At 61.1% G+C, this 24,299-nt stretch carries 25 protein-coding genes; 18 read left to right on the top strand and 7 right to left on the bottom strand.

Features of this window, described 5'->3' with window-relative positions; translation table 11 throughout:
* The first annotated feature begins 207 nt into the window (after positions 1–207).
* The 6 genes from ABWV64_RS12830 to grxD all read left to right on the top strand — a co-directional run bounded on the left by ABWV64_RS12830 (position 208) and on the right by grxD (position 4,982).
* Positions 208–1,104: a LysR family transcriptional regulator gene (locus tag ABWV64_RS12830; protein WP_353345821.1), complete on the top strand. Its 897-nt coding sequence runs from the start codon at positions 208–210 to the stop codon at positions 1,102–1,104.
* 340 nt (positions 1,105–1,444) lie between these two features.
* Positions 1,445–3,607, top strand: coding sequence for a phosphoribosylformylglycinamidine synthase subunit PurL (gene purL, locus ABWV64_RS12825; RefSeq protein WP_353345819.1), 2,163 nt, complete (start codon positions 1,445–1,447; stop codon positions 3,605–3,607).
* 20 nt (positions 3,608–3,627) lie between these two features.
* A complete protein-coding gene (locus tag ABWV64_RS12820; RefSeq protein WP_353345817.1) occupies positions 3,628–4,170 on the top strand; it encodes a hypothetical protein in 543 nt (180 codons plus the stop codon).
* Positions 4,171–4,244: 74 nt separating this feature from the next.
* The gene (locus ABWV64_RS12815) at positions 4,245–4,481 is read left to right on the top strand and encodes a BolA/IbaG family iron-sulfur metabolism protein (RefSeq protein WP_353345815.1); all 237 of its coding nucleotides are present in this window, start codon (positions 4,245–4,247) and stop codon (positions 4,479–4,481) included.
* The gene (locus ABWV64_RS12810) at positions 4,481–4,627 is read left to right on the top strand and encodes a hypothetical protein (RefSeq protein WP_353345813.1); all 147 of its coding nucleotides are present in this window, start codon (positions 4,481–4,483) and stop codon (positions 4,625–4,627) included. Before ABWV64_RS12815 ends, ABWV64_RS12810 begins: the two co-directional genes overlap by 1 nt.
* Positions 4,620–4,982 (top strand): Grx4 family monothiol glutaredoxin, encoded by a 363-nt coding sequence (gene grxD, locus ABWV64_RS12805; protein WP_353345811.1) that lies wholly within the window; start codon positions 4,620–4,622, stop codon positions 4,980–4,982. The genes ABWV64_RS12810 and grxD overlap by 8 nt, the downstream gene beginning before the upstream one ends.
* A gap of 143 nt (positions 4,983–5,125) precedes the next feature.
* Here the strand turns inward: grxD and ABWV64_RS12800 are convergent, their stop codons facing one another.
* On the bottom strand, positions 5,126–5,521 hold the full coding sequence (locus ABWV64_RS12800; protein ID WP_353345809.1) for a cell division protein ZapA: 396 nt from the start codon (positions 5,519–5,521) through the stop codon (positions 5,126–5,128).
* Positions 5,521–6,057, bottom strand: coding sequence for a hypothetical protein (locus ABWV64_RS12795; protein ID WP_353345807.1), 537 nt, complete (start codon positions 6,055–6,057; stop codon positions 5,521–5,523). Before ABWV64_RS12795 ends, ABWV64_RS12800 begins: the two co-directional genes overlap by 1 nt.
* A gap of 343 nt (positions 6,058–6,400) precedes the next feature.
* Between ABWV64_RS12795 and tkt the strand changes: the two genes are divergently transcribed.
* The 3 genes from tkt (at position 6,401) to ABWV64_RS12780 (ending at position 10,055) form a co-directional block, all read left to right on the top strand.
* Positions 6,401–8,416, top strand: a complete 2,016-nt coding sequence (tkt, locus tag ABWV64_RS12790) for a transketolase (protein ID WP_353345805.1) — start codon at positions 6,401–6,403, stop codon at positions 8,414–8,416.
* 296 nt (positions 8,417–8,712) lie between these two features.
* Complete coding sequence (locus tag ABWV64_RS12785; RefSeq protein ID WP_353345803.1) at positions 8,713–9,456, top strand: DUF2161 domain-containing phosphodiesterase; 744 nt, start codon at positions 8,713–8,715, stop codon at positions 9,454–9,456.
* 170 nt (positions 9,457–9,626) lie between these two features.
* A complete protein-coding gene (locus ABWV64_RS12780) occupies positions 9,627–10,055 on the top strand; it encodes a DUF7282 domain-containing protein (protein WP_353345801.1) in 429 nt (142 codons plus the stop codon).
* Between the two features lie 92 nt (positions 10,056–10,147).
* Here the strand turns inward: ABWV64_RS12780 and ABWV64_RS12775 are convergent, their stop codons facing one another.
* A complete protein-coding gene (locus ABWV64_RS12775; RefSeq protein ID WP_502902656.1) occupies positions 10,148–10,480 on the bottom strand; it encodes a DMT family transporter in 333 nt (110 codons plus the stop codon).
* A gap of 351 nt (positions 10,481–10,831) precedes the next feature.
* On the opposite strand from ABWV64_RS12775, the gene gap reads away from it, so the two are divergent.
* The 3 genes from gap (at position 10,832) to ABWV64_RS12760 (ending at position 13,135) form a co-directional block, all read left to right on the top strand.
* Positions 10,832–11,833, top strand: a complete 1,002-nt coding sequence (gene gap / locus ABWV64_RS12770) for a type I glyceraldehyde-3-phosphate dehydrogenase (RefSeq protein ID WP_353345797.1) — start codon at positions 10,832–10,834, stop codon at positions 11,831–11,833.
* An 87-nt stretch (positions 11,834–11,920) separates the two neighbouring features.
* On the top strand, positions 11,921–12,064 hold the full coding sequence (locus ABWV64_RS12765) for a hypothetical protein (protein ID WP_353345795.1): 144 nt from the start codon (positions 11,921–11,923) through the stop codon (positions 12,062–12,064).
* A gap of 108 nt (positions 12,065–12,172) precedes the next feature.
* Complete coding sequence (locus ABWV64_RS12760) at positions 12,173–13,135, top strand: alpha/beta fold hydrolase (RefSeq protein ID WP_353345793.1); 963 nt, start codon at positions 12,173–12,175, stop codon at positions 13,133–13,135.
* 67 nt (positions 13,136–13,202) lie between these two features.
* Here ABWV64_RS12760 and coaD read toward each other — a convergent pair whose 3' ends face one another.
* The 3 genes from coaD to ABWV64_RS12745 all read right to left on the bottom strand — a co-directional run bounded on the left by coaD (position 13,203) and on the right by ABWV64_RS12745 (position 15,463).
* Positions 13,203–13,706 (bottom strand): pantetheine-phosphate adenylyltransferase, encoded by a 504-nt coding sequence (coaD, locus tag ABWV64_RS12755; RefSeq protein WP_353345791.1) that lies wholly within the window; start codon positions 13,704–13,706, stop codon positions 13,203–13,205.
* A 302-nt stretch (positions 13,707–14,008) separates the two neighbouring features.
* The gene (locus tag ABWV64_RS12750; RefSeq protein WP_353345789.1) at positions 14,009–14,443 is read right to left on the bottom strand and encodes a CBS domain-containing protein; all 435 of its coding nucleotides are present in this window, start codon (positions 14,441–14,443) and stop codon (positions 14,009–14,011) included.
* A 117-nt stretch (positions 14,444–14,560) separates the two neighbouring features.
* Complete coding sequence (locus tag ABWV64_RS12745) at positions 14,561–15,463, bottom strand: LysR family transcriptional regulator (RefSeq protein WP_353345787.1); 903 nt, start codon at positions 15,461–15,463, stop codon at positions 14,561–14,563.
* Positions 15,464–15,610: 147 nt separating this feature from the next.
* Here ABWV64_RS12745 and ABWV64_RS12740 point away from each other — a divergent pair, with 147 nt between their 5' ends.
* From ABWV64_RS12740 to ABWV64_RS12715, 6 genes are all read left to right on the top strand, one after another.
* Positions 15,611–17,110, top strand: coding sequence for a CoA-acylating methylmalonate-semialdehyde dehydrogenase (locus ABWV64_RS12740; RefSeq protein ID WP_353345785.1), 1,500 nt, complete (start codon positions 15,611–15,613; stop codon positions 17,108–17,110).
* Between the two features lie 112 nt (positions 17,111–17,222).
* Complete coding sequence (locus ABWV64_RS12735) at positions 17,223–17,753, top strand: hypothetical protein (protein WP_353345783.1); 531 nt, start codon at positions 17,223–17,225, stop codon at positions 17,751–17,753.
* Between the two features lie 124 nt (positions 17,754–17,877).
* Positions 17,878–19,026: an acyl-CoA dehydrogenase family protein gene (locus tag ABWV64_RS12730; RefSeq protein WP_353345781.1), complete on the top strand. Its 1,149-nt coding sequence runs from the start codon at positions 17,878–17,880 to the stop codon at positions 19,024–19,026.
* Complete coding sequence (locus ABWV64_RS12725) at positions 19,023–20,051, top strand: enoyl-CoA hydratase/isomerase family protein (protein WP_353345779.1); 1,029 nt, start codon at positions 19,023–19,025, stop codon at positions 20,049–20,051. Before ABWV64_RS12730 ends, ABWV64_RS12725 begins: the two co-directional genes overlap by 4 nt.
* 44 nt (positions 20,052–20,095) lie before the next feature.
* Complete coding sequence (gene mmsB, locus ABWV64_RS12720; RefSeq protein ID WP_353345777.1) at positions 20,096–20,974, top strand: 3-hydroxyisobutyrate dehydrogenase; 879 nt, start codon at positions 20,096–20,098, stop codon at positions 20,972–20,974.
* A gap of 108 nt (positions 20,975–21,082) precedes the next feature.
* A complete protein-coding gene (locus ABWV64_RS12715) occupies positions 21,083–21,283 on the top strand; it encodes a YgaP family membrane protein (RefSeq protein ID WP_353345775.1) in 201 nt (66 codons plus the stop codon).
* A gap of 66 nt (positions 21,284–21,349) precedes the next feature.
* Here the strand turns inward: ABWV64_RS12715 and uvrA are convergent, their stop codons facing one another.
* Positions 21,350–24,250 (bottom strand): excinuclease ABC subunit UvrA, encoded by a 2,901-nt coding sequence (uvrA, locus tag ABWV64_RS12710; RefSeq protein WP_353345773.1) that lies wholly within the window; start codon positions 24,248–24,250, stop codon positions 21,350–21,352.
* Positions 24,251–24,299: the final 49 nt, after the last annotated feature.

The raw sequence follows: 24,299 nt of genomic DNA, 5'->3' as shown, positions 1-24,299 counted from the left end.
GCAGGTGCACAGATTTCCGGCATGTCCTGCCCGATTGCCCGCCCGCTCGGCGTAAATAGACTATAGCGCGATATTGGGTCACAATATTTGACCTATCAAGAGAAAAATACAGACTTTTTACGTTGCAATGGGTCGGCAGCCGCGCTTAAAGCCCACCTTAAACGAAGTTTCGTATATACGGTTAAAGTAAGAGCAAAGGTTGCGTCGATGGATTGGGATAAGCTTAGAATATTTCACGCAGTTGCGGATGCGGGCAGCTTGACCCACGCCGGAGATACCTTGCACCTGTCGCAATCGGCGGTCAGCCGTCAGGTGCGCGCCCTCGAAGAGCAACTGAACGCGACGCTTTTCCATCGCCACGCACGCGGGCTGATTCTCACCGAACAGGGCGAATTGTTGTTCGATGCGACCCGCGCGATGGTCAAACGGCTCGACACGGCCACGGCGCGCATCCGCGACAGCGAAGAAGAGGTTTTCGGCGAATTGCGCGTGACCACGACGACGGGTTTCGGCTCGCTGTGGCTCGCGCCGCGTCTTTCGGCGCTCTATGAAAAATACCCCGACCTCAAAATCGACCTGATGCTCGAAGAGCGGGTTTTGGACCTGCCGATGCGCGAGGCCGATGTGGCGATCCGGATGAAGGAGCCGTCGCAGGCCGATTTGATCCGCAAACGGCTGATGAGCGTGCGCATGTGCCTCTATGCCTCGCGCAGCTATCTGGATGCGCGCGGGACGCCCCAACACTTGGGCGATTTCGCCGACCACCGGCTGATTTGCCAAAACCCGACCTCGACACAGGTCGGCGCTGGGGCGACGCTGGTCCAAGAGATCATGAGCCACGACATCCCCTCGCTTTTGACCGTGAACAACTATTTCGGCGTCTTGCAAGGGGTGCTGAGCAATCTTGGCGTCGGGGTCTTGCCCGACTATTTGACCCAAGATTTTCCCGATCTGGTGCGCGTGATGCCGGAGGTCGAATCAGGCGAAGTGCCGGTTTTCCTCGCCTACCCCGAAGAATTGCGCCAATCCAAGCGCATTGCCGCCTTCCGTGATTTTGTTCAGGACGAGATCATCGCCTACCGGAAACGGCTAAGAGATCAATAGGTTACGCATTATTGCATCAAAGCTATGCGCGGAGCGCATAGCGGCCATGCTGCACCTGCGGCATTTTGATCCTTGATTGGCAAGCGCGCCGACCCTAAATCGCTACTCGACGGTGATGATTGTCACCATCAACCTCCCTGTTGGACTACGGCCGAGCTTATGCTCGGCCTTTTTTTTGGCGCCATGTTTGTGCCTGCCTTTTGGCGACCCGAGCTTTGCGCAGGTCCGCCTGCGCCTACCCTCTTCCCCCTTTGGCTTTGATCGCATAAAGAGACGCCACAATGCCACGCGCGCGCGGATCTGCTGCGCTGCGCTGCCTCATCAAAGGGACCAGACGCCAATGCAAGAGCCAAGCATCACCGAAGACCTGATCGCATCCCACGGGCTTAGCCCCGATGAATATGCGCTCATCCTCGAGATCATTGGCCGCGAGCCGAGTTTTACCGAGCTGGGGATTTTCTCGGCCATGTGGAACGAGCATTGCTCCTATAAGTCCTCGAAAAAATGGCTGCGCACCCTGCCCACCGAAGGCCCGCAGGTCATCTGCGGTCCTGGCGAGAACGCGGGCATTGTCGACATCGGCGACGGCCAATGCGTGGTGTTCAAAATGGAAAGCCACAACCACCCCTCCTATATCGAACCCTACCAAGGCGCGGCGACCGGCGTGGGCGGGATTTTGCGCGATGTCTTCACCATGGGCGCGCGTCCTGTCGCAGCGATGAACTCGCTCAGCTTCGGCGAGACCTCGCACCCCAAAACCCGCCAGTTGGTCAATGGTGTGGTCGAAGGCGTCGGCGGCTATGGCAATTGTTTCGGCGTGCCGACCGTGGGCGGCGAAGTGCGCTTTGATCCGGCCTATAACGGCAACTGCCTTGTGAACGCCTTTGCCGCAGGCATCGCCGAGACCGACAGCATTTTCTATTCGGCGGCCTCGGGCGTCGGCATGCCTGTCGTCTATTTGGGCGCGAAAACCGGCCGCGACGGCGTCGGCGGCGCGACCATGGCCTCGGCGGAGTTCGACGATACCATCGAGGAAAAACGCCCCACGGTGCAGGTCGGCGATCCGTTCACCGAAAAGCGCCTGATGGAAGCGACGCTGGAGCTGATGCAAACCGGCGCGGTGATCTCGATCCAAGATATGGGCGCGGCGGGTCTGACCTGCTCGGCGGTGGAAATGGGCGACAAGGGCAATCTGGGCGTGCGGCTCGACCTTGAAAAAGTCCCCTGCCGCGAAGAAAACATGACCGCCTACGAGATGATGCTCTCGGAGAGCCAAGAGCGCATGCTCATGGTGCTGCGCCCCGAAAAAGAGGCCGAGGCCAAGGCGGTATTCGACAAATGGGACCTCGATTTCGCCATCGTCGGTGAGACCATCGCCGAAGACCGTTTCTTGATCATGCATCACAACACCTGCATGGCCGATCTGCCGCTCAAGGCGCTGTCGGGCAATGCGCCCGAATATGACCGCCCCTACAATGAGCCGACCGCGCCCGAGGCCTTGGCCGATGTGCCGCAGATCGATGCGATTGACGGGCTGCGCGGGCTGATTTCCTCGCCCAATTACGCGTCCAAAGAATGGGTTTACGAGCAATATGACACGATGGTCATGGCCGACACCGCCCAAACGCCCGGTATTGGCGCGGGGATGATCCGCGTGCATGGCACCGATAAATTGCTGGCCTTCACCTCGGATGTGACGCCGCGCTACGTCAAGGCCAACCCTTTCGAGGGTGGCAAACAGGCCGTGGCCGAAGCCTTCCGCAACCTCAGCGCCGTGGGGACAAAACCCTTGGCCACGACGGACAACCTCAATTTCGGCAATCCCGAAAAGCCCGAGATCATGGGGCAATTCGTCTTTGCGATCAAAGGCATCGGCGAAGCGGTTGCGGCGCTTGATATGCCCATCGTGTCGGGCAACGTGTCGCTTTATAATGAAACCGACGGATCGGGCATTTTGCCCACGCCGACCATCGGCGCGGTGGGGATCGTGGCCCATGAGGACGAGGCGATCTTGGGCGAGGCCCGCGACGGCCATGTGGCCTTGCTCGTCGGCGGAAGCGGCACACATCTGGGCCAATCAGCGCTTTTGGCCGAAGTGTTCAACCGCAAGGACGGCGATGCGCCACATGTGGATCTGGCCGCAGAAAAGCGCAACGGCGACTTCATCCGCGCCAACCATGCGATGATCAAAGCCTGCACCGACATCTCCGACGGCGGCCTTGCCTTGGCGGCTTTCGAGATGGCGGAAAAGGCGGGCGTCGGGGTGCAGATCGACACGGGCGACACGGCTGCGCTCTTTGGCGAGGACCAAGCGCGTTACCTGATCGCCTGCAACTTCGATCAGGCCGAAGCGCTGATGCTGGCCGCCTCTGCGGCGGATGTCCCGCTTGAAACCGTTGGTAAATTCGGCGGCGAGAGCGTGAAGTTCGGGGCCTCCGAGGCGCCTTTGTCCGAGCTGAGCACGCTCTTTCGCAGTGCCTTCAGTCAAGCGGTCAACGGCTAGGCCGCGCGGGGCCGCGCCGGATGCAAAGCCCGACCGACACAGCAGCAGGGGCGGAGGATTTTCGCCCCGATTGCACCCGCTGCGCTGCGCTGTGCTGTATGGCGCTGGCCTTTGACGCGGGCGATATGTTCGCCATAGACAAACCCGCCGGCACGCCCTGCCCCAACCTTGGCGCCGATCACCGCTGCACCATCCACCGCGATTTGACCGACAAGGGATTTGCGGGCTGTGTCGCGTTTGATTGTCTTGGCGCGGGGCAACGGGTGAGCCAAGACATCTTCGGCGGGCAAAGCTGGCAAGAGGCCCCTGCCCTGATGGGCCCGACGATTGAGGCGCTGCGCCAGATGCGGCAGGTGCAAAGCCTGCGCCAATTGCTGGTCACGGCGCGCGTTTTGCCGCTGACGGCGGCGCAAGAGGCCGTGCGCTGCGGCCTGCTCGCCCGCCTGACCCCCGCGCTTGGCAATGCGGCGGCGCTTGGCGCGGTCGAGAGCGGCCCTTTGCCGCGCGAGATCGATACGTTTTTGCACGCGCTCGCCCCCGTGGCGGCGGGGCTGCGCAAGTAGCGGCGCGAGCAACCCCCCTTGCACCCCAGCGCGCCGCCGCCTACATCTTGGACAACTGAAAAAGGAGAGCGCCGATGGCCATCACCGCGACCGAAATCGAAAGCCTCATCCGCGAGAGCTTCCCTGATGCCCTCATCAATGTCCAAGGTGACGACGGGCAACATTTCGCCGCCGAGGTCATCGACGAAAGCTTTCGCGGCAAGAACCGCGTGCAACAGCAACGCGCCGTTTATGCCGCGCTCAAAGGGAAGATGGACGGGCCGAACGGCGCGCTGCATGCGCTGGCCTTGACCACCAAAGCCCCCGCCTGATGCAGGGCCTTTGGTCCTTTCTCAACGACGTCTGGCCGGTGCTGTTTGCTTTGGCGCTGGTCGGGATTATCACATATGGTGCCTTGATGCCCTACATCAGAGCCGAGAAGCGGCGCCAAGAACGCATGGAGCAAGACAATGACTGACGCAAAGACCCAGATCGACGAAACCGTCAAAAACAACGACGTGGTGTTGTTCATGAAGGGCACCAAGGAAATGCCGCAATGCGGGTTTTCCAGCCGTGTGGCGGGGGTGCTCAATTTCATGGGCGTGCAGTTTGCCGATGTGAATGTTCTGGCCGATGATGCGATCCGCCAAGGGATCAAGGATTACTCCGACTGGCCGACCATCCCGCAGCTTTACGTCAAAGGTGAATTTGTCGGCGGCTGCGATATCATCACCGAGATGACATTGTCGGGCGAATTGGACACGTTGTTTGAGGGCCAAGGCGTCGGCTTTGACAAGGAAGCGGCGGATAAGATCCGCGAAGCCAACGGCTAAGCCGAGCGGATATACCAACAGAGAAAGGGCTGGCGCTATGCCAGCCCTTTTGCGTTCTTGCCGCTGTCTTGGGCCTTTCTGCGAAAGGGTCCGGCGTCGCTGCCGCGTTTTGCAGCGGCCCAACCCGTGCTCAAGCGGGGGGCTCAGGAGGCCGCGCGCTCCTCGACCGCAGCGGCAAGCGCTTCGGCGCGTGCGGCGATCTCGGCCAACGTATCGCTGACCCCTTGCGGGACCACGGGTACTTCGATCCGTTCAGGCTCTGGCGCGGGGGCGGCGCGCAATTGCGCCAATTCTGCCTCGCGTTCGGCCAGCGTGTCCTGCACGGCGCGCAGCTGGTCTTCGAGGCCTGCGGTTTTATCCGCCAGCATCAGCCCCGACATCAGCAACATGCGCGGTTCGGGCAGGCGGCCGATTTGTTGGCCCAAAGTGGTCGCCTCGGCGTCCAGAATACGCGCCGCCGAAAGCAGGTAATGCTCTTCGCCCTCTTGGCAGGCCACCTCGAACACACGTCCGCCGATTTGGATTTCGATCTCTGGCATCAGGCGTCCTCCCCGAATTCTTCTGCACGTTCAATGGTATCGCCCACATCAGGCACCACACTCGCCCCCGCAATCAGCGGGCCAAGCTGCCCCAGAACGGCGGCCACTTCGGCGCTATCGGCGGCGCGCGCGGCGCGCAGGGCTTCCAATTCGCCAAGCATGGATTTGTTGATCAAATGCGGGTCTGCGACGCCCGCCTGATTGGCCTCGCGCAGCGCTTGGTTGTTCTCGCGCAGCAAGGCATTGGCCTTGCGCAGGCGCTGAAGATCGGCGTCGAGCTGCTCCATCTGCGCGCGCTGCTGGCCAAGGGCGGCATTGGCCGCCTCGCCCGCGCGCTCTTGTTTGTCACGCAGCGATTTGAGCCGCTCTTCGAGTTGCGCATTGACCAGCTTCTCGTCCTCAAGCTGCTGGCGCAGCGCCTCAAGCTCGCCGGTGTCGGGCGCGGCGGCGGCGGGCGCGGCGAGGTTTTCGACCCCTGCCCCGATCCGGTCAAGTGCGGAAGTGATCCGGCTGTGTAGCTCTTCGATCTGACTCATGACATCTACCTGTTTTGCCCGTTCTGGCCCGCATGGACCGTTATGTGCCGTTTTTTGCCCGCGTCCCCTCGGGCGGCTTTGTGTTGCGATCCGCCGGTGCCGCAGCGCCCGCTCGGGGCGCTCAAGGCCTTGTCTGCGCCTCCTTGCGGGCGCGGCCCGTAGCGCCGGCATTGCCCCCAATCGGGGCGAATCGCTTGCTGTTGCCCATTTTGCGGCAGGTTTGCGCTCGGGTCTAGCTTTGCGCGCCCCTTTCGCGCCAAGGGGTTAGACGGCGCGCTTGATCTTCGCGGGGGGGATGCTAAGAGCCATTGTTAACGCTCACGCCAATCAAAGGACCTGCCTCTTGGACATTGCTGCCCTGCGCTCTGCGAACCCCGACCACTGGATGAAAGCCGCTGCGATCCGCGCGCTCACCCTCGATGCGATTGCTGCCGCCAATTCCGGCCACTCCGGCATGCCGATGGGCATGGCCGATGTGGCGACGGTTCTGTTTGAAAAGCACCTCAAGTTCGATGCGAAAAATCCGCTTTGGGCGGATCGCGACCGGTTTATCCTCTCGGCAGGTCACGGCTCGATGCTGATCTATTCGCTGCTCTATCTGACGGGCTATGAGCAGGTCACATTGGACGAGATCAAAAACTTCCGCCAGATGGGCGCGAAAACCGCCGGTCACCCTGAAAACTTCCTGCTCGACGGGGTCGAGGTCACCACCGGCCCGCTGGGCCAAGGGATTTCCACCGCCGTGGGTTTTGCCATGGCCGAAGAAATCCAGCGCGCGCAATACGGCAAGAAGATCGTCGATCACCACACTTACGTGATCGCGGGCGACGGCTGTTTGATGGAGGGCGTGAGCCAAGAAGCCTTGGGCCTTGCGGGGCGTCACGAGCTGTCCAAGCTCATCGTGTTTTGGGATAACAACAACATCACCATCGACGGCACGGTCGAATTGTCGGACCGCACCAATCAGGTGCAGCGCTTCAAAGCCTCGGGGTGGCATGTGCAAGAGATCGACGGGCACAACCCCGCCGAAATCGACGCGGCCATCGAGGCGGCGAAAAAATCGGGCAAACCGTCGATGATTGCCTGCAAGACCCATATCGCCCTTGGCTCTTCGGCCCAAGATACCTCCAAGGGCCACGGCGCTTTGACCGATCCCAAGCTGATCGCCGATGCCAAAGCCGCCTATGGCTGGACCGCTGGCCCGTTTGAAGTGCCCGCCGAGATCAAATCGCAATGGGAAGCCATCGGCGCGCGCGGCGCGGCGGATCGCAAGGAATGGGAGGGGCGTTTCGCCTCGATCTCCGAGCGCAAACAGGCCGAGTTCAACCGCGCCTATGCAGGCGACGCGCCCAAAAAGCTCTCGGCCGTGGTCAAAGCGTTGAAAAAGCAGATTTCCGATGAGGCGCCCAAAGTGGCGACGCGCAAATCCTCGGAAATGGTGCTTGAAGTCATCAACCCCGTGCTGGGCGAGACCGTTGGCGGATCGGCGGATCTGACCGGATCGAACAACACCAAGACGGGCGATCTGGGCATTTTCGACGTCGATAACCGCGGCGGGCGCTATGTCTATTGGGGCATTCGCGAGCACGGTATGGCGGCGGCGATGAACGGTATGGCGCTGCATGGCGGCATCCGCCCCTACGGCGGCACCTTCATGTGCTTTACCGATTATGCCCGCCCCGCGATGCGCCTTGCCGCGCTGAGCAAAATTCCGACGGTTTTCGTGATGACCCACGACAGCATCGGCCTTGGCGAAGACGGGCCGACCCACCAGCCGGTCGAGCATCTGGCGATCAGTCGCGCGACGCCGAACACCTATGTGTTCCGCCCCTGCGATACGGTCGAAGCGGCCGAAAGCTGGGAGATTGCCCTGACGGCCAAGGAAACGCCTTCGGTTCTGTCGCTGACACGGCAAAACCTGCCGACCCTGCGCACCGAGCATAAGGTCAAGAACCTGACCGCACAGGGCGCTTATGTTCTGGCCGATGCCGAGGGCAAGCGTCAGGTGATCTTGCTCGCCACCGGATCGGAGGTGGAAATCGCCATGGCCGCGCGCGAGAAGCTGCAGGCCGAAGGCATCGGCACGCGGGTCGTCTCCATGCCCTGCTGGGAATTGTTTGCGCAGCAAGACGAGGCTTACCGCAAGCGCGTCTTGCCCGGCGGTCCGGTGCGCGTCGCGGTCGAGGCGGCCACGCGCTTTGGCTGGGATCAATGGCTGTGCGGCGAGCGCGGCAAATATGCCAAGGCCGGTTTTGTCGGCATGGACAGCTTTGGCGCCTCCGCCCCTGCCGAGCAGCTTTACGAGAAATTCGGCATCACGGCAGAGAATGTTGCTGCGACGGCCAAGGGCCTTTTGTAACCCGTCAGCCCGCCCCGAAAACGCAAAAGGCCCCGTCAAAACGACGGGGCCTTTTTGGTTCAATCCGTGCCGGAACCCAGCCCATGCGGGCCGACCTCCCCTGCTCGCCAAGGGGCTATCGGTGCGCGTGCCTGATGCGCCGCACGCGGCGCATTGCGCGTCGCTTGGGCGGAGGAGCGCGGCCGAAAGGCCGTTCGTGCCGCCCGCGCGCCGCGTCTGGCCTAGACGCGCGCCCTACGCGCGATCCGCCCCAGCACGGGGTTTTCCCGCGCCACGCAAACCGCTAGTTTGCCCTCATGAGCAAAACGCCCCCGCCCCCTGCCACTTCCAAAGCTGCGAAGACTGCCAAACCTGCGAAAGCGGCCGCAGCTTCGGTTGCCGCCTCCAAACCGCGCGAAGAGGATCTTTATGCGCCGGTCAAATCGCTTTTGGAGGGCCAAGGATATGAGGTCAAAGGCGAGATCGGCGCGGTGGATGTCATGGCGCTGCGCGGCGCGGAGCCGCCGGTGATTGTCGAGCTGAAGACAGGTTTCTCGCTGACCCTCTTCCACCAAGGCATCGCGCGCCAGTCGCTGACCGATCACGTCTATATCGCCGTGCCGCATCTGGGCACCAAGCAGTTTCAGGGCGCGCTCAAAAGCAATCTCAAACTGTGCCGCCGCCTCGGGCTGGGGCTGATTACGGTGCGGTTGCGCGACGGGCATGTGCAGATCCACATCGATCCTGGCCCCTATCAGCCGCGCATCTCCAAACCCAAACGCGCGCGGTTGCTCAGAGAATTTGCCAAGCTGGAGGGTGACCCCAATACCGGCGGACAGGTGCGCCAAGGGTTGATGACCGCCTACCGCCAAGATGCGCTGCGCCTGATGGCACATTTGCAGGCCCATGGCCCCAGCAAAGCCGCCGAGGTCGCCAAAGCCACCGGCGTGGCCCGCGCCCGCGATATCATGGCGGACAATCATTATGGCTGGTTCGAGCGCGCCGCGCGCGGGATTTATGCGCTCTCCCCCAAAGGCGTGGAGCATGCGCAGAAGGCGTAAACGCTTGGCGCCAAGGCGGGCGAGACCGCGCAAGCAGTGCCCCGACAAACCCTGCGTTATCAAATAAATACGCCACCTCACGCAGCCGTGATGCAACCATTGAGCACGCCGCGTTGTTGTCTTCTCGAACGCCAGCCAATGACGGCTGGCACCGAATAAGGAGACGAGATATGAAAACCTTTACACTGACGCTTGCCGCTGCTGCCACTGTTGTTTCGGGTGTTGCTTCGGGTGCTTTTGCCGACGGTCACATGGCCGCCGCGATGGTCGAAGCCCAAGACCAGACCTTGGCCGGTAACGGCACGGTTGTCGCCGATAAGGTTGTCACCCCCGTTGATGGCTGGTTGGTGATCCACCGCGTCGATGACGGAAAACCGGGTGAAGTGATCGGCCATTCGCGTCTGGATGCGGGCGACAATATGATCGTCTCGACCCAGCTTGTGGGCGAAACCACTCCGGGTGAAGAATTGATGCTGATGATCCACACCGAAGAGGGCGGCGCCGAGGAGAACGTCTTTGAATATACCCTCGGGTCGAGCAAGGACGCCCCGCTGTTGGTGGATGCTATGCCGGTGAGCACCACCGTGATGGTGAAATAACCAAGCGCGAGGGCGGCAGGCGCCGCGCGCCTTGCCCCCTCGGTCATCTGCGGCCCGTAGCCTTGCGCTGCGGGCCGTTTTTGTATGCGCCCTTAATGCGGCACCGTGTTCGAGAACAGATGGATCACCACCACCCCGCCAAGGATCATGCCCATCCCCAAAAGCGCGGCCAGATCAAGCGTTTGGCGAAACACCAGCCATCCGATCACCGAGACCAGAACGATGCCCATCCCGCTCCAGATCGCATAGACGATGCCCAAGGGCATGCTGCGCAGCGCCAGCGACATGAAATAGAACATCCCCCCGTAACACAGCGCCATCAGCACCGTCGGCAACGGCCGCGTGAATTGCTGGCTTTGCTGCAAGAAGGTCGTGCCGACCACCTCCAATAAGATGGCAAGGCTGAGGGCGGCATAGGCCGAAATGGCGAGTGTCATGAAAACGGCTCCTGTTGCGGCGGGTCGGCCCCAACGCTTGTCGGCCTGCCCCGCGCGATTGTCAATCTTGGGGCATGGCGGCGGCGCGTGCATCGGTTAACCGATTCTAAACCGCACGGCTGCGCGCCGCCCGATTCCCCTTCGCGCCCGCTGTTAGCGCAACCCCGCGCCCGATCATGCTTAACCGGTCAAACCGCGCCTCGCATGTTGGTCGCTAACAGGTCACAGTTAACGCTAACACAATGGAAAATAATAAAAAAATATGAAACTATGCTTTCGAATGCGGGGCAAGCTGCCTATATCACGGCGCAACCCGAACCCGATCAGGAGAGCTTTCGAATGACCATCACCGTCGGCATCAACGGATTTGGCCGCATCGGCCGTTGCACCCTCGCCCATATCGCGCAAAGCGGTCGCAACGATGTGCAGGTCGTCAAGGTCAACGCGACCGGACCTTTGGAAACCGCCGCCCATTTGATGCGCTACGACAGCGTGCATGGCCGTTTCGGCAGCGAGATCAAAATCGGCGAAGGCACGATGGATCTGGGCCGTGGCCCGATGCAGATGTTCTCGACCTATGACATGGACGAACTGGATTGGTCGGGCTGTGACGTGGTGATGGAATGCACCGGCAATTTCAACGACGGTCTCAAAGCCAACAAGCATTTCGAGCGCGGCGCCAAGAAGGTCCTGCTCTCCGCTCCTGGTAAAAACGTCGACAAGACAATCGTTTACGGCGTGAACCACCGCGATTTGGCGGCCAATGACAATATGGTGTCGAACGGGTCGTGCACCACCAATTGCCTCGCGCCTCTGGCCAAGGTGCTCAATGATGCGATCGGCATCGAGAGCGGCATCATGACCACGATCCACAGCTACACGGGCGATCAGCCGACGCTCGACCGCCGCCATAGCGATCTGTATCGCGCCCGCGCGGCGGCCATGTCGATGATCCCCACCTCCACCGGCGCGGCCAAGGCGCTTGGCGAGGTTCTGCCCGAATTGGCGGGTAAATTGGACGGCACCGCGATCCGCGTGCCGACGCCGAATGTCTCGGCCGTGGACCTGACCTTTGTCGCCTCCAAAGACGTCACCGTGAATGATGTGAACGAAGTGGTGCGCGAAGCGGCCGCCGGTCACATGGGCGCGGTTCTGGGCTATGATCCCGAAGCCAAGGTCTCGATCGATTTTTGCCACACCGAGCAAAGCTCGATCTTCGCCCCCGACCAGACCAAAGTCACCGGCAAGCGTCTGGTGCGGGTCTTGGCGTGGTATGACAACGAATGGGGCTTCTCGTGCCGGATGGCCGATGTGGCCGCTGCGATGGGCCGTTTGGTTTAAGCCGCCCTGCCGCGCCATCTTGATTTGCAAGGCCTCCTCGGGTAACCCCTTGGAGGCCTTCTTATTTATGCGAGTGTGGCGCGGACCATGACCAATTCAATTGCCATCGGCATCGGCCTGTCGATCCTTGCCCTGCTCGCATTGGATCAATTCATGGCGGACGGGTTCAACACTTTGTTTTTGCTTCGGAAACTTGCCGATATGATCGAATGGATGGCCTTTTGGCGCTAGGCCAAGCGACGCCGCGTCAGGATTGCCTTTGCGCGCCCATCCCGTAGCGTTAACCAAGGTTAACCGCATCCGACCCGAGTTAACCCACGTTAAACCAAGGGAAACACAATGGCCTTCATCTGGATATGTCTCGCGCTTTTGGCGCTGATCGCGCTCTATCTTATGCGCATGGCGGGCAAAACCCGCACCATCGCCGCCAAGGCCGAGGCGGCCAATCCGCCGCGCGGCAAGACCATCCAGATTTCCACCGGCGCGCTGCATTACGTCGAACGCGGCAGCGGGCCTGCGGTCTTGTTGATCCACGGTCTGGGCGGCAATTTGGGCCATTTCGATATGGGCGTCATTGACGATCTGGCGCGCGATCACCGCGTGGTGGCCATCGACCGGCCCGGTATGGGCTATTCGCAGCGGCCCGAAACCAGCGGCGCGGCGCTGTCGGATCAGGCGAACTATGCCGCCGAAGTGATTAACAAACTGGGATTGGAGCGGCCCTTAGTGGTCGGGCATTCCTTGGGCGGCGGCACGGCTTTGGCGCTGGCACTGGCGCATCCACAATTGGTGCGCGGCCTTGCGCTTCTGGCGCCGCTGACGCGCAGCACCCAAGGCGCCTCTGACGCGTTTGCGGCGCTTGGCATTCGCAATCGTAGCCTGCGCTGGCTGATCTCCGAAACTCTCGCCGTGCCCACAAGTATCAAGAAACAAAAGGAAACCATCGATCTTGTCTTTGGTCCCGATGCGGTGCCAGAAACCTATTCGGTCAAGGGCAACGGGCTGTTGGGCCTGCGCCCCTCGTCCTTTCGCAATGCCAGCCGCGACTTTGTCCATGCGCAAGATGACCTGCGCGAGATGGAGGCGCGGTATGACAGGATCGACGTGCCTGTGGGGGTGCTTTTTGGCACCGAAGACCGGATTTTGGACCACCGCCAGCAAGGGATCGAGCTTTGCGCCGCGCATCCGCACTTCAGCCTCGAATTGATCGAGGGCGCAGGTCACATGTTACCGACAAATTACCCCCAAAAATGCGCCGCCTTCATTCGCGGCATTGAGACGCGCAGCCAAGCAAACACCTGATAGAAAACGCAAAACGCCCGCCGAAACTGGCGGGCGTTTTGATGTGATGCGGCGGGGCGCGCGGGGCCTAGGCCTTGGGCTTGCCCAGTTTGTCGAGCAAACGGTCGCGCACGGCAGAGGGGACGAATTTGCTCACATCTCCGTCCAGACGGGCGATTTCCTTGACCAGTTTCGAGGCGATTGCCTGATGTTTGGCCTCGGCCATCAAGAACACCGTCTCGACCGAACTGTCGAGCGCGCGGTTCATGCCAACCATTTGAAATTCATACTCAAAATCCGCCACAGCGCGCAGCCCGCGGATGATCACATTGGCCCCCACATCATGGGCGCAATTGATCAACAGGTTCTCGAACGGATGGGCGATGATCTCGGTTCCGGTCTTTTCCGACAGGGCGGCGATCACCGGTTCGATCATGGCGACGCGCTCTTCGAGATCAAACAGCGGGCCTTTGTCGCGGTTGATCGCAACGCCGATCACCAGACGGTCGACCAAGGCCGCCCCCCGCGTAATAATGTCGATATGTCCGTTGGTTATCGGATCGAATGTGCCGGGGTAGAGGCCGATGCGCATGTGGGATCTCCCAAAAAAATCTGGCCCTACGCAACATTATTGCGCGCCGGAATGCAAGCGCGTTTCGAAACTTTTTCTGCGCTGCGGAGAAATAACGCCGCAAAGCCGCATTGCCCCGCCCCGACACAGGCCAAAGCGGGCGTGATATCGGGCGATTTTGCGCGTCGGTATCACGTCGGTAAAACGTCGGTATTGCGTCGGTGCGACACCGTTGGTGCGGGCGGGCGCATTTGCGGGGCCTGCGCGCCGGAGCGGCCAGCGCCCGTCGCGCGCATTGCGCCGCGCGGGCGCGCGCCTAGTGCCTAGTGCCCCATGATCATCCCTTCGAGGGCGTTTTTCTCCATCGCCAATTCTTGCAACCGCGCCTTGACCACATCGCCGATGGTGACGATGCCGACCAATTGCCCGTCCTCGACCACGGGCATATGGCGAAACCGCCCCGTGGTCATGCGCTGCAACACGTCATCGGAGGTCTCGTCGCGCCGGCAGGTCACGGGGCCGCGCGTCATCATGTCAGAGGCTTTTTCGGTCAAACAGACCGCGCCGCGCAAGGCGAGGCTGCGCACGATGTCGCGTTCGGAGAGGATGCCCTCGGCGGTGGTGCCATCCTTGGAGACGACCACGCCGCCGATGCGCCTTTCGGCGAGGATCTGCGCAACTTCGGAAATCGGCGTGTTTGGCGTTACCGTCACCACACCGTCGTCGCCTTTGGACTTGAGAATTTGATGCACCAGCATGTTGTTCCTCCCTTGCCTAGCCTCTTCAGCCTCTTGCGCCTGTGGCTCTGTGTCAAGTGCGCCCTTGGTTGGGCATTGTTTTAAGGGGGAAAATCGCCAGTGTATGGTTAACGCGGGTTAACCTATTGCCAAGGCTTCGAGCCGCGCGATCTCGCGGCGCAGCCCCTCGGTGAGCGCGGCGGCAAAACGGTTGAGCCGCTCCAACCGGCGGTCATCGGCGTGGCGGATCAAATAGAAGGCACGGGTGAGCGACAGCTCCGAAGTCAAAATCCGGCGCAGCCCCTGCCCCGCGGGCAGCGCGAAATCATGCACCACGCCGATGCCGCCGCCCATGCGCACCCAATGGAATTGCACCGAAACCGAATTGGAGGCGAGGCTGACGCGGCTGACCCCGATTTCGCTCAGGTAATCCAGCTCCTTGTCAAAGATCAGATCGGGGATATAGCCGATCATCTTATGGCCGCTCAAATCCGCCATCTGGCGGATCGGCGGATGGGCGGCGAGGTATTCATCGCTGGCGGCGAGGTGCAATTTATAGTCCGAAATTTTTTGCACGCTAAGCCGTCCGGCGGTCGGGGGGCTGACCCCGATGGCCATATCGGCCTCGCGTTTGGACAGGTTAAAGACCCGCGGCAGGGCGACGATCTGCACCTCCAGATCGGGGTTTTGCGCGGTGATCTCGGCGCAGACCTGCGGCAGCAGGAAATTCGCCGCCCCGTCGGGGGCGCCGATGCGGATTTGCCCTGACAAGCTGCCCGATTGCCCCGCGACGGCCTCGATCCCTGCGGTCATCGCCTGTTCGGCGCGCTCGGCATGTTCCATCAGCCGCTGGCCCGTATCGGTCAGCGCATAACCTTGCGGCGATTTGGCGAAAAGCGCCGCGCCCATGGCTTCTTCGAGGCGGGCAATGCGCCGCCCCACCGTCGCCGCATCACAGCGCAGCAAATGCCCCGCGCCAGAGAGGCTTTCGGCGCGGGCAGCGGCGAGAAAGACGCGCATATCGTCCCAATGTGGTTCCATCAAACGGCGGGCCTTTGCAGGTGGGTGTTGCGGGTGGCAATTGCGGGGTTTGGTTTTGCATAAATGCAAAACCCTTTTGGAATATTTCCTCTGTTCGGTTGAAAATTGCAAGCCTACGCTGCGCGCAACAGCTTTGAGGAGGATTCCATGCAAGAACTGACCCATTATGTGAACGGCCAACATGTCAAAGGCACCTCGGGGCGGTTTACCGATGTGATGAACCCCGCCACGGGCGAAGTGCAGGCCAAGGTGCCACTGGCCACCAAGGCCGAAACCGATGCGATCATCGCCAAAGCCGCCGAAGCGCAGATCGCTTGGGCCGCCACCAACCCGCAGCGCCGCGCGCGGGTGATGATGAAGTTCGGCGCTTTGATCAATGAAAACATGGACAAACTGGCCGAATTGGTCAGCCGCGAGCATGGCAAGACCCTGCCCGATGCGCGCGGCGATGTGCAGCGCGGGCTTGAGGTGGTCGAGGTCTGCATGGGCGCGCCCTCGCATCTCAAGGGCGAATTTATCGACAATGGCGGACCGGGGATCGATCTTTATTCCATGCGCCAGCCTTTGGGCGTTGTGGCGGGGATCACCCCGTTCAACTTCCCTGCGATGATCCCCTTGTGGAAAATGGCCCCTGCCCTGTCTTGCGGCAATGCGATGATCCTCAAACCCTCCGAGCGCTGCCCCTCGACCTCTCTGATGCTGGCCGAATTGCTCATCGAGGCGGGCCTGCCCGAGGGCGTGTTGCAGGTGGTCAATGGCGACAAAGAGGTGGTCGATGCGCTCCTCGACAATGAGACCATCCAAGCGGTGGGTTTTGTCGGCTCGACCCCGATTGCGCAATATATCTATGGCCGCGCGGCGACCAACGGCAAGCGGGCGCAATGTTTTGGCGGCGCGAAAAACCACATGATCATCATGCCCGACGCCGATATGGACAAGGCCGCCGATGCGCTTGTCGGCGCCGGTTTCGGCGCGGCGGGCGAGCGGTGCATGGCGATTTCGGTGGCGGTGCCTGTGGGCGAGAAAACCGCCGACGCACTGATCGAACGGCTGATCCCGCGGATCGAAAAGCTCAAGGTCGGCCCCTATACGGCGGGCGAGGACGTGGATTTCGGCCCCGTGATTACCCAAGCCTCCAAAGACCGGATCGAAGGGCTGATCCAGTCGGGCGTCGATCAGGGCGCGACATTGGTGCGCGACGGACGCGGCATGACGCTGCAAGGCTATGAGGGCGGCTACTTCGTCGGCCCGACATTGTTCGACAATGCCACCAAGGACATGGATATCTATAAAGAGGAAATCTTTGGCCCCGTCCTGACCCAAGTGCGCGCAGGCTCCTATGAAGAGGCGCTCAAGCTGACGATGGACAATGAATACGGCAACGGCACCGCGATCTTTACCGCCGATGGCGATGTGGCGCGCGATTTCGCCAGCCGCGTCAATGTCGGCATGGTGGGGATCAACTTCCCGATCCCCGTGCCTTTGTCCTATTTCTCCTTTGGCGGGTGGAAAAAATCGGCCTTTGGCGATTTGAACCAATACGGTCCCGACGCCTTCCGCTTTTACACCAAGACCAAAACCGTCACGGCGCGCTGGTTCTCGGGGATCAAAGAAGGCGGGGAATTTAACTTTAAAGCGATGGACTGATCCGCGCCGATCTTGCACAGTGTCCGGGCGGAGCATCTGCGCCCGGACGGCTATGTTGACTGCGGGGGCAGGTTTGCATTGCCACGCGCGCGGCCTAAGTTATGCACCGCGCGTGCGTTCCACCCGCCCCGATGTGGCGCGGCTCTGCCCCTTTAACAACGACAGCAGGCCCCCGATGACCGGTGACTACCGCATTCTAAAGTCCCATAACCTCGCCTATTTCTATTTGACGGGCGCGATTGAGATGACCGATTGCTTCAACCTGATGACGCAGTTTTACGTCGATCCCGAGGCCCATCCCGACCAGCGGCATTTTTTCGACCTCTCGCAGGCCACGGCGGTCAACGCCGATTTCGCCGCCCTCATGCAATTGGTGATGCAGCTCAAACAGGCCAGCCGCTATTTGCGCTCCGACACGTTATGCGCCTTTTATGTGCCCGATGCGGCGCTGCGCCCCGTGGTGCGCACCTATCAATCGCTGGCCGAGGAATTCACCACCGTCGAGACCAAAGTCTTCTCGCAAAGCGCGCCAGCGCTGCGTTTTGTCGAGGTGGAGGCGCCCTTGGCCGAGGTCTTTGCGCTGACCGGATTTGACGGTGGCGCGGCGCGGGCGCAAAATACGCGGTGCACACCACCGGAGTAATCCATGCCGCAACGCGCCGTTTTACCTTGCAAAACTGCTGTAACAGTTGACAATTAAACAGGCGTTCAATTCAAGGGACCGGCCCTTTGCCGCGCGCGGCGCAAGGCCAGTGGGAGGAGCAACAATGGATTTCGCACTGACACAAGAGCAAACCGCCATTTTCGACATGGCCTATGAGTTCGGCCAAGAGCGCATCGCGCCGAACGCACGCCAATGGGAGGCCGAGGGCACGATCCCCAAAGCGCTATGGCCCGAGATCGCGGCGCTGGGGTTTGGCGGGCTTTACGTGAGCGAGGACAACGGCGGATCGGGGTTGACACGGCTCGATGCGACATTGGTTTTCGAAGCGCTTTCAATGGCTTGCCCCTCTGTCGCGGCGTTTTTGTCGATCCATAACATGTGCGCAAAAATGATCGACAGCTTCGCCAGCGAGGAGATGCGCGCGCGCGTCATGCCAGATGTTTTGAGCATGCAAACCGTGCTCTCCTATTGCCTGACCGAACCCGGGTCCGGCTCGGATGCGGCGGCGCTCAAAACCCGCGCGGCGCGCAGCAACGCGGGCTATACGCTGAACGGGACCAAGGCGTTTATCTCGGGGGGCGGCTATTCGGACGCCTATGTGGTGATGGCGCGCACCGGCGAGGACGGGGCCAAAGGCGTCTCCTCGCTCTATGTCGAAGACGGAACAGAAGGGCTTTCCTTTGGCGGGCTGGAGCAGAAAATGGGCTGGCAAAGCCAACCGACGCGCCAAGTGCAATTTGACAATTGCAACATTTCTGCGGAAAATCTGATCGGTGAAGAGGGTAAAGGTTTCACATATGCGATGAAGGGCCTCGACGGCGGGCGATTGAACATTTCCGCCTGTTCGCTTGGCGGCGCGCAGGTCGCGCTCAATCAGACCTTGCAATATATGTCCGAGCGCCACGCCTTTGGCCAATCCATCGACCAGTTCCAAGCGCTGCAATTCCGCCTTGCCGATATGGAAATCGAATTGCAGGCCGCGCGCACCTTCTTGCGCCAAGCCGCGTGGAAATTGGACCAAGGCGCGCCCGATGCGACGAAATTCTGCGCCATGGCGAAAAAATTCGTCACCGAGGCCGGATCGCGCATCGTCAACCAATGTCTGCAACTGCATGGCGGCTATGGCTATCTGGCCGATTACGGCATTGAAAAGCTGGTGCGCGATTTGCGGGTGCATGAGATTTTGGAAGGCACCAATGAGATCATGCGGGTGATCGTGGCGCGCAACCTCTTGGCCGAGGCCGCCAGATGAGCGATATTTCCATTCGAAAAGAAGGGGTTGCAGGGCGCATCACCCTCATCCGCCCCAAGGCGCTCAACGCGCTGTCCTATCAGATGTGCCTCGATATCGAGGCGGCATTGGACGCTTGGGCCGATGACGAGGCGGTGCAGCTTTTGATCATCGACGCCGAGGGCGACAAGGCCTTTTGCGCGGGCGGCGATATTGCCGAGTTATACGCCACAGGCACAGCGGGAGATTTCGACTACGGGCGCAAATTTTGGGCCGACGAATACCGGATGAACGCCAAACTCTTCGAATTTCCCAAACCTGTGGTCAGCTTTTTGCAAGGCTTTACCATGGGCGGCGGGGTCGGCATCGGGTGCCACGGCTCGCACCGCATCACCTGCGAGAGCAGCCGCATCGCCATGCCCGAATGCGGCATCGGTCTGGTGCCCGATGTGGGCGGCTCCTTGATCCTTGCCCGCGCGCCGGAGCGGATCGGCGAATACCTTGGCTGCACGGCGGGGCGCATGACGGCAGCGGACGCGATTTATGCAGGGTTTGCAGACTATTACATCCCGCAACTCAAGTGGCCGGAATTGAAAAATGCGCTGGCGATGACAGGTGATCTGACGTGGATCGACCGCGCCGCCGAGGTGCCTGCGCTAGGGGTGCTGGAGCCGCAGGCCGAGGCGATCCGCCGCTGTTTTGGCGGCGAGACCCTTGGCGATATCATCCGCGCGCTCGAAAGCGAGGACAGCGATTTTGCCCGCGACACGCTGGGCGCTTTGCGGCGCAATTCGCCCTTGGCCATGGCCGCAACGGTCGAGATGATCCACCGGCTGCGCGGCTGCGATGACATCCGCCGCGCGCTGACCCTCGAATACCGATTCACCGCCCGCGCGATGGAACATGGCGATTTTCTTGAAGGCATCCGCGCGGCGATCATCGACAAGGACAAAGCGCCGAAATGGAAGCATCAGACGCTTGATTTGCCCACGGCCGAGGTCAGCGCGATGCTCATGCCCTTGGGGGCGCAGGGCCTGAGTTTTTGACGTGACACAAAGGGGCGATGCGCCCCTAACGGGAGGAAAATACAATGAAAATCGGATTTATCGGGCTGGGTAACATGGGCGCGCCGATGGCGGCGAACCTTGCCAAAGCCGGCCATGAGATCACCGGATATGACGCCGCAGGCACATCGGCGGCGGGCGCGGCCACGGCCACGAGCGGCGCCGAAGCGGCCGCTGGCGCGGATGTGGTGATCACCATGTTGCCCAATGGCGCGATTTTGCGCAGCGTCGCCGCCGAGGTGATCCCCGCCATGACGCAGGGGGCGGTGTTGGTCGATTGCTCGACCGTGGACGTCGAAAGCGCCCGCGCCGTGGCCGATATGGCCGCCAAGGCGGGGCTTGGATTTGTCGATGCGCCGGTGTCAGGCGGCACCATCGGGGCCGAGGCGGGCACGCTGACCTTTATGGCGGGCGGCGGCGCGGCGGATTTCGACGTGGCCGCGCCGCTGTTCGAGATCATGGGGCAAAAAGCGGTGCATTGCGGCGATGCGGGCGCGGGCCAAGCGGCGAAGATTTGCAACAATATGATCCTTGGGGTGACCATGATCGCCACCTGCGAAGCCTTTGCTTTGGCGGATAAATTGGGGCTTGATCGGCAAAAGATGTTCGATGTGGTCAGCACCTCGAGCGGCTATAGCTGGTCGATGAACGCCTATTGCCCCGCGCCGGAGATCGGGCCGCAATCGCCCGCCGATAACGGCTATAAACCGGGGTTTGCGGCGGAATTGATGCTCAAGGATTTGCGCCTGTCACAGCAGGCCGCCGAGGGCGCGGATGCAGATACGCCGATGGGGCAACTGGCCGCGGCGCTCTATGCGCAGTTTGTCGAGGAGGAAGACGGCAAGGGCCGCGATTTCAGCGCCATGCTGCCGCGTTTGGCCGCGCGCAGCCGCCCCGCGACATAGGCGCGATATGGCCCGCGCGGCGCAGCCCTCGCGGATATTGATTTAGGTCAGATACAGACGCATTCAGGATGCATAATATCTCTTTATTCGAATGTAGGGAGTGAACACATGCGAAATGTTGGTGGTATCGACCGCGTCTTGCGGATCGTTGTTGGCGCGGCGCTGATCTTGGGATTTTTCATCGATGGTGACGGGGCCTATCGCTGGCTCTATCTTCTCGGAATCATCCCTTTGGCGACGGGTTTGATGGGCTCTTGCCTGATCTATAAATTCATCGGCGTAAACACCTGCCCGATGGAAAAGCGCTAATATTTAGAGCGTATTAAGGCGAAAAGGGCGCCAGATAGCGGCGCCCTTTTGTATGTTTTTCATCCGCTATTCGGCGGCCACGGAACCCGACTTGAGCATCTGCGCCAGATAGCGGCCCGTATGGCTGCGCGGCTCGGCGGCAACCTCTTCGGGGGTGCCCGTGGCGACAATCTCGCCGCCGCCATCGCCGCCTTCGGGGCCGATGTCGATGATATGATCGGCGGTTTTGATCACGTCGAGGTTATGTTCGATCACCACCATGGAATTGCCCTGATCGACCAGTTCATGCAGCACCTCGAGCAGCTTTTTCACATCCTCGAAATGAAGCCCCGTGGTCGGCTCGTCCAAGATATAAAGCGTGCGTCCCGTCGAGCGTTTGGCCAGTTCCTTTGACAGTTTCACCCGCTGCGCCTCGCCGCCCGATAGGGTCGTCGCCTGCTGCCCGACCTTGATATAGCCAAGGCCGACCCGCACCAGCGCATCCATCTTTTCGCGGATCGACGGCACGGCGGTAAAAAACGCCTGCGCATCTTCAACCGTCATATCAAGAACGTCGGCTATGCTTTTGCCTTTAAAGCGGATTTCCAAAGTCTCGCGATTATAACGCGCGCCTTTGCAGGTCTCGCATTCGACGTAAACATCGGGCAGGAAATGCATCTCGATCTTGATGACGCCATCGCCTTGGCAGGCCTCGCAGCGCCCGCCTTTGACGTTGAACGAGAACCGCCCCGGCTTATAGCCGCGCGCCTTGGCCTCGGGCAGGCCCGCAAACCAATCGCGGATCGGCGTGAAGGCGCCGGTATAGGTCGCGGGGTTGGAGCGCGGCGTGCGCCCGATGGGGCGCTGGTCGATGTCGATGACCTTGTCGAGATGCTCCAGCCCTTTGATGGTCTCGCATGGCGCGGGCGTTTGGCGCGCGCCGTTGAGCCGCATCGAGGCGGTTTTGAACAGGGTCTCGATGGTCAGGGTCGATTTGCCGCCGCCCGACACGCCGGTGACGCAAACAAACTGCCCCAGCGGGAAATCGGCGGTGACATTTTGCAGGTTATTGCCCGTCGCGCCTTTGACGGTGATCTTTTTCTTGCTGCCCTTGCGGCGTTTGGCGGGCACCGCGATCTCGCGCGCACCGCTCAGATATTGCCCCGTCAGCGACGCCGCATCGGCGATGATCTCTTCGGGCGTGCCTTTGGCAACGACCTGCCCGCCGTGGATCCCCGCACCAGGGCCGATGTCAAACACATAGTCGGCCTGACGGATCATATCCTCGTCATGTTCGACCACGATCACCGTATTGCCTTGATCTCGCAGGTTTTTCAGCGTTCCGATCAAACGGTCATTGTCGCGTTGATGCAGGCCGATCGACGGCTCGTCGAGCACATAAAGCACCCCCGTCAGCCCCGATCCGATTTGCGAGGCAAGGCGGATACGCTGGCTTTCGCCGCCCGACAAGGTGCCGGCATTGCGGCTCATGGTCAGGTATTCGAGGCCGACATTGTTCAAAAAGCCCAAACGCTCGCGGATTTCTTTCAAAATCGCGCGGGCGATTTCGTTCTTTTGCTTGGTCAGGTGGTTTGGCACGGTTTCGCACCACTCATAGGCCTCGCGGATCGACATTTGCACCACTTGGCCCACGTGCAAACAGGCCTCTGCCCCGCCTTTGGCAGGGCCGATTTTCACCGCCAAGGCCTCTTCGCGCAGACGGTAGCCGCCGCAATCGCCGCAGGGGCGGTTGTTTTGATAGCGTTCGAATTCCTCGCGAATCCAGTTGCTGTCGGTCTCGCGGTAGCGGCGCTCCATATTGGGGATGACGCCTTCGAACACGCGGCTGACCTGATAGACGCGCCCGCCTTCGTCATAGCGAAACTGGATTTCCTCATCGCCCGAGCCATAAAGGAACACCTGCTGCACATGGGCGGGCAGGTCTTTCCATTTGGCGTTTTTGTTGAACTCGTAATGTTTGGCGATGGCCTCGATGGTTTGCAGGAAATAGGGCGATTTGCCCTTGCGCCACGGGGCCAGCGCGCCGTCATAGACCTTGAGATCGGCGTCGGGCACCACGAGGCGTTCGTCGAAAAACAGCTCCATCCCCAGCCCGTCACAGGTCGGGCAGGCCCCCGTCGGCGCGTTAAACGAAAACAGCCGCGGTTCGATCTCGGGGATGGTGAAGCCGCTGACCGGACAGGCAAATTTCTCCGAAAACGTGTGGCGTTCAGGCTCGGGCAGGCTGCCGTCCTCGCCCGCCGAGGGCGCGGTTTCCAAGATGGCGATGCCGTCGGCAAGGTCGAGCGCGGTGCGAAAACTGTCGGCCAGACGGGTTTCAAGCCCCTCGCGCACCACGATCCGGTCGACGACCACATCGATGTCGTGGCGGAATTTCTTGTCCAATGTGGGCGGCTCGTCCAACTCGTAAAAGGCGCCGTCGACCTTGACCCGCTGGAAGCCCTGCTTGCGCAGTTCCAAAAATTCCTTGCGGTATTCGCCTTTACGGTCGCGTACGATGGGGGCGAGAAGAAAGGCGCGCGTCCCCTCCTCCATCGCCATGACGCGGTCGACCATATCCTGCACCTGCTGCGCCTCGATGGGCAGGCCGGTTGCGGGGCTATAGGGCGTGCCAACGCGGGCATATAAAAGCCGCATATAGTCGTAAATCTCGGTCACCGTGCCGACGGTCGAGCGGGGGTTTTTCGAGGTGGTTTTTTGCTCGATCGAGATCGCGGGGCTGAGGCCGGAAATATGATCCACATCGGGTTTTTGCATCATATCAAGGAATTGGCGCGCATAGGCCGAGAGGCTCTCGACATAGCGGCGTTGCCCTTCGGCATAGATCGTATCAAAGGCAAGCGAGGATTTTCCCGACCCCGACAGGCCGGTGATCACCACCATTTTGTCGCGCGGAATATCCACGTCGATGCTTTTGAGATTATGTTCGCGCGCGCCGCGCACTTCGATGTTCTTCAGCTCTGCCATATCGCCACCTACTCGCCCAATACCCCCTATCTAATCTATGGCGTGGGCG

This window comes from Litorivita sp. NS0012-18 (genome assembly GCF_040371945.1).
Taxonomy (GTDB): Bacteria; Pseudomonadota; Alphaproteobacteria; order Rhodobacterales; family Rhodobacteraceae; genus Litorivita.
This window is presented reverse-complemented; position numbering and strand designations above follow the sequence as displayed.

Coding starts and splice junctions, on each gene's coding strand:
- ABWV64_RS12715 (WP_353345775.1), top strand. CDS start 21,083: ATGCGAAATGTTGGTGGTATCGACCGCGTCTTGCGGATCGTTGTTGGC.
- ABWV64_RS12795 (WP_353345807.1), bottom strand. CDS start 6,057: ATGAGTCAGATCGAAGAGCTACACAGCCGGATCACTTCCGCACTTGAC.
- ABWV64_RS12810 (WP_353345813.1), top strand. CDS start 4,481: ATGCAGGGCCTTTGGTCCTTTCTCAACGACGTCTGGCCGGTGCTGTTT.
- ABWV64_RS12830 (WP_353345821.1), top strand. CDS start 208: ATGGATTGGGATAAGCTTAGAATATTTCACGCAGTTGCGGATGCGGGC.
- ABWV64_RS12730 (WP_353345781.1), top strand. CDS start 17,878: ATGGATTTCGCACTGACACAAGAGCAAACCGCCATTTTCGACATGGCC.
- purL (WP_353345819.1), top strand. CDS start 1,445: ATGCAAGAGCCAAGCATCACCGAAGACCTGATCGCATCCCACGGGCTT.
- uvrA (WP_353345773.1), bottom strand. CDS start 24,250: ATGGCAGAGCTGAAGAACATCGAAGTGCGCGGCGCGCGCGAACATAAT.
- ABWV64_RS12815 (WP_353345815.1), top strand. CDS start 4,245: ATGGCCATCACCGCGACCGAAATCGAAAGCCTCATCCGCGAGAGCTTC.
- gap (WP_353345797.1), top strand. CDS start 10,832: ATGACCATCACCGTCGGCATCAACGGATTTGGCCGCATCGGCCGTTGC.
- ABWV64_RS12780 (WP_353345801.1), top strand. CDS start 9,627: ATGAAAACCTTTACACTGACGCTTGCCGCTGCTGCCACTGTTGTTTCG.
- ABWV64_RS12745 (WP_353345787.1), bottom strand. CDS start 15,463: ATGGAACCACATTGGGACGATATGCGCGTCTTTCTCGCCGCTGCCCGC.
- mmsB (WP_353345777.1), top strand. CDS start 20,096: ATGAAAATCGGATTTATCGGGCTGGGTAACATGGGCGCGCCGATGGCG.
- grxD (WP_353345811.1), top strand. CDS start 4,620: ATGACTGACGCAAAGACCCAGATCGACGAAACCGTCAAAAACAACGAC.
- ABWV64_RS12820 (WP_353345817.1), top strand. CDS start 3,628: ATGCAAAGCCCGACCGACACAGCAGCAGGGGCGGAGGATTTTCGCCCC.
- ABWV64_RS12765 (WP_353345795.1), top strand. CDS start 11,921: ATGACCAATTCAATTGCCATCGGCATCGGCCTGTCGATCCTTGCCCTG.
- coaD (WP_353345791.1), bottom strand. CDS start 13,706: ATGCGCATCGGCCTCTACCCCGGCACATTCGATCCGATAACCAACGGA.
- ABWV64_RS12725 (WP_353345779.1), top strand. CDS start 19,023: ATGAGCGATATTTCCATTCGAAAAGAAGGGGTTGCAGGGCGCATCACC.
- ABWV64_RS12750 (WP_353345789.1), bottom strand. CDS start 14,443: ATGCTGGTGCATCAAATTCTCAAGTCCAAAGGCGACGACGGTGTGGTG.
- ABWV64_RS12800 (WP_353345809.1), bottom strand. CDS start 5,521: ATGCCAGAGATCGAAATCCAAATCGGCGGACGTGTGTTCGAGGTGGCC.
- ABWV64_RS12785 (WP_353345803.1), top strand. CDS start 8,713: ATGAGCAAAACGCCCCCGCCCCCTGCCACTTCCAAAGCTGCGAAGACT.
- ABWV64_RS12740 (WP_353345785.1), top strand. CDS start 15,611: ATGCAAGAACTGACCCATTATGTGAACGGCCAACATGTCAAAGGCACC.
- ABWV64_RS12760 (WP_353345793.1), top strand. CDS start 12,173: ATGGCCTTCATCTGGATATGTCTCGCGCTTTTGGCGCTGATCGCGCTC.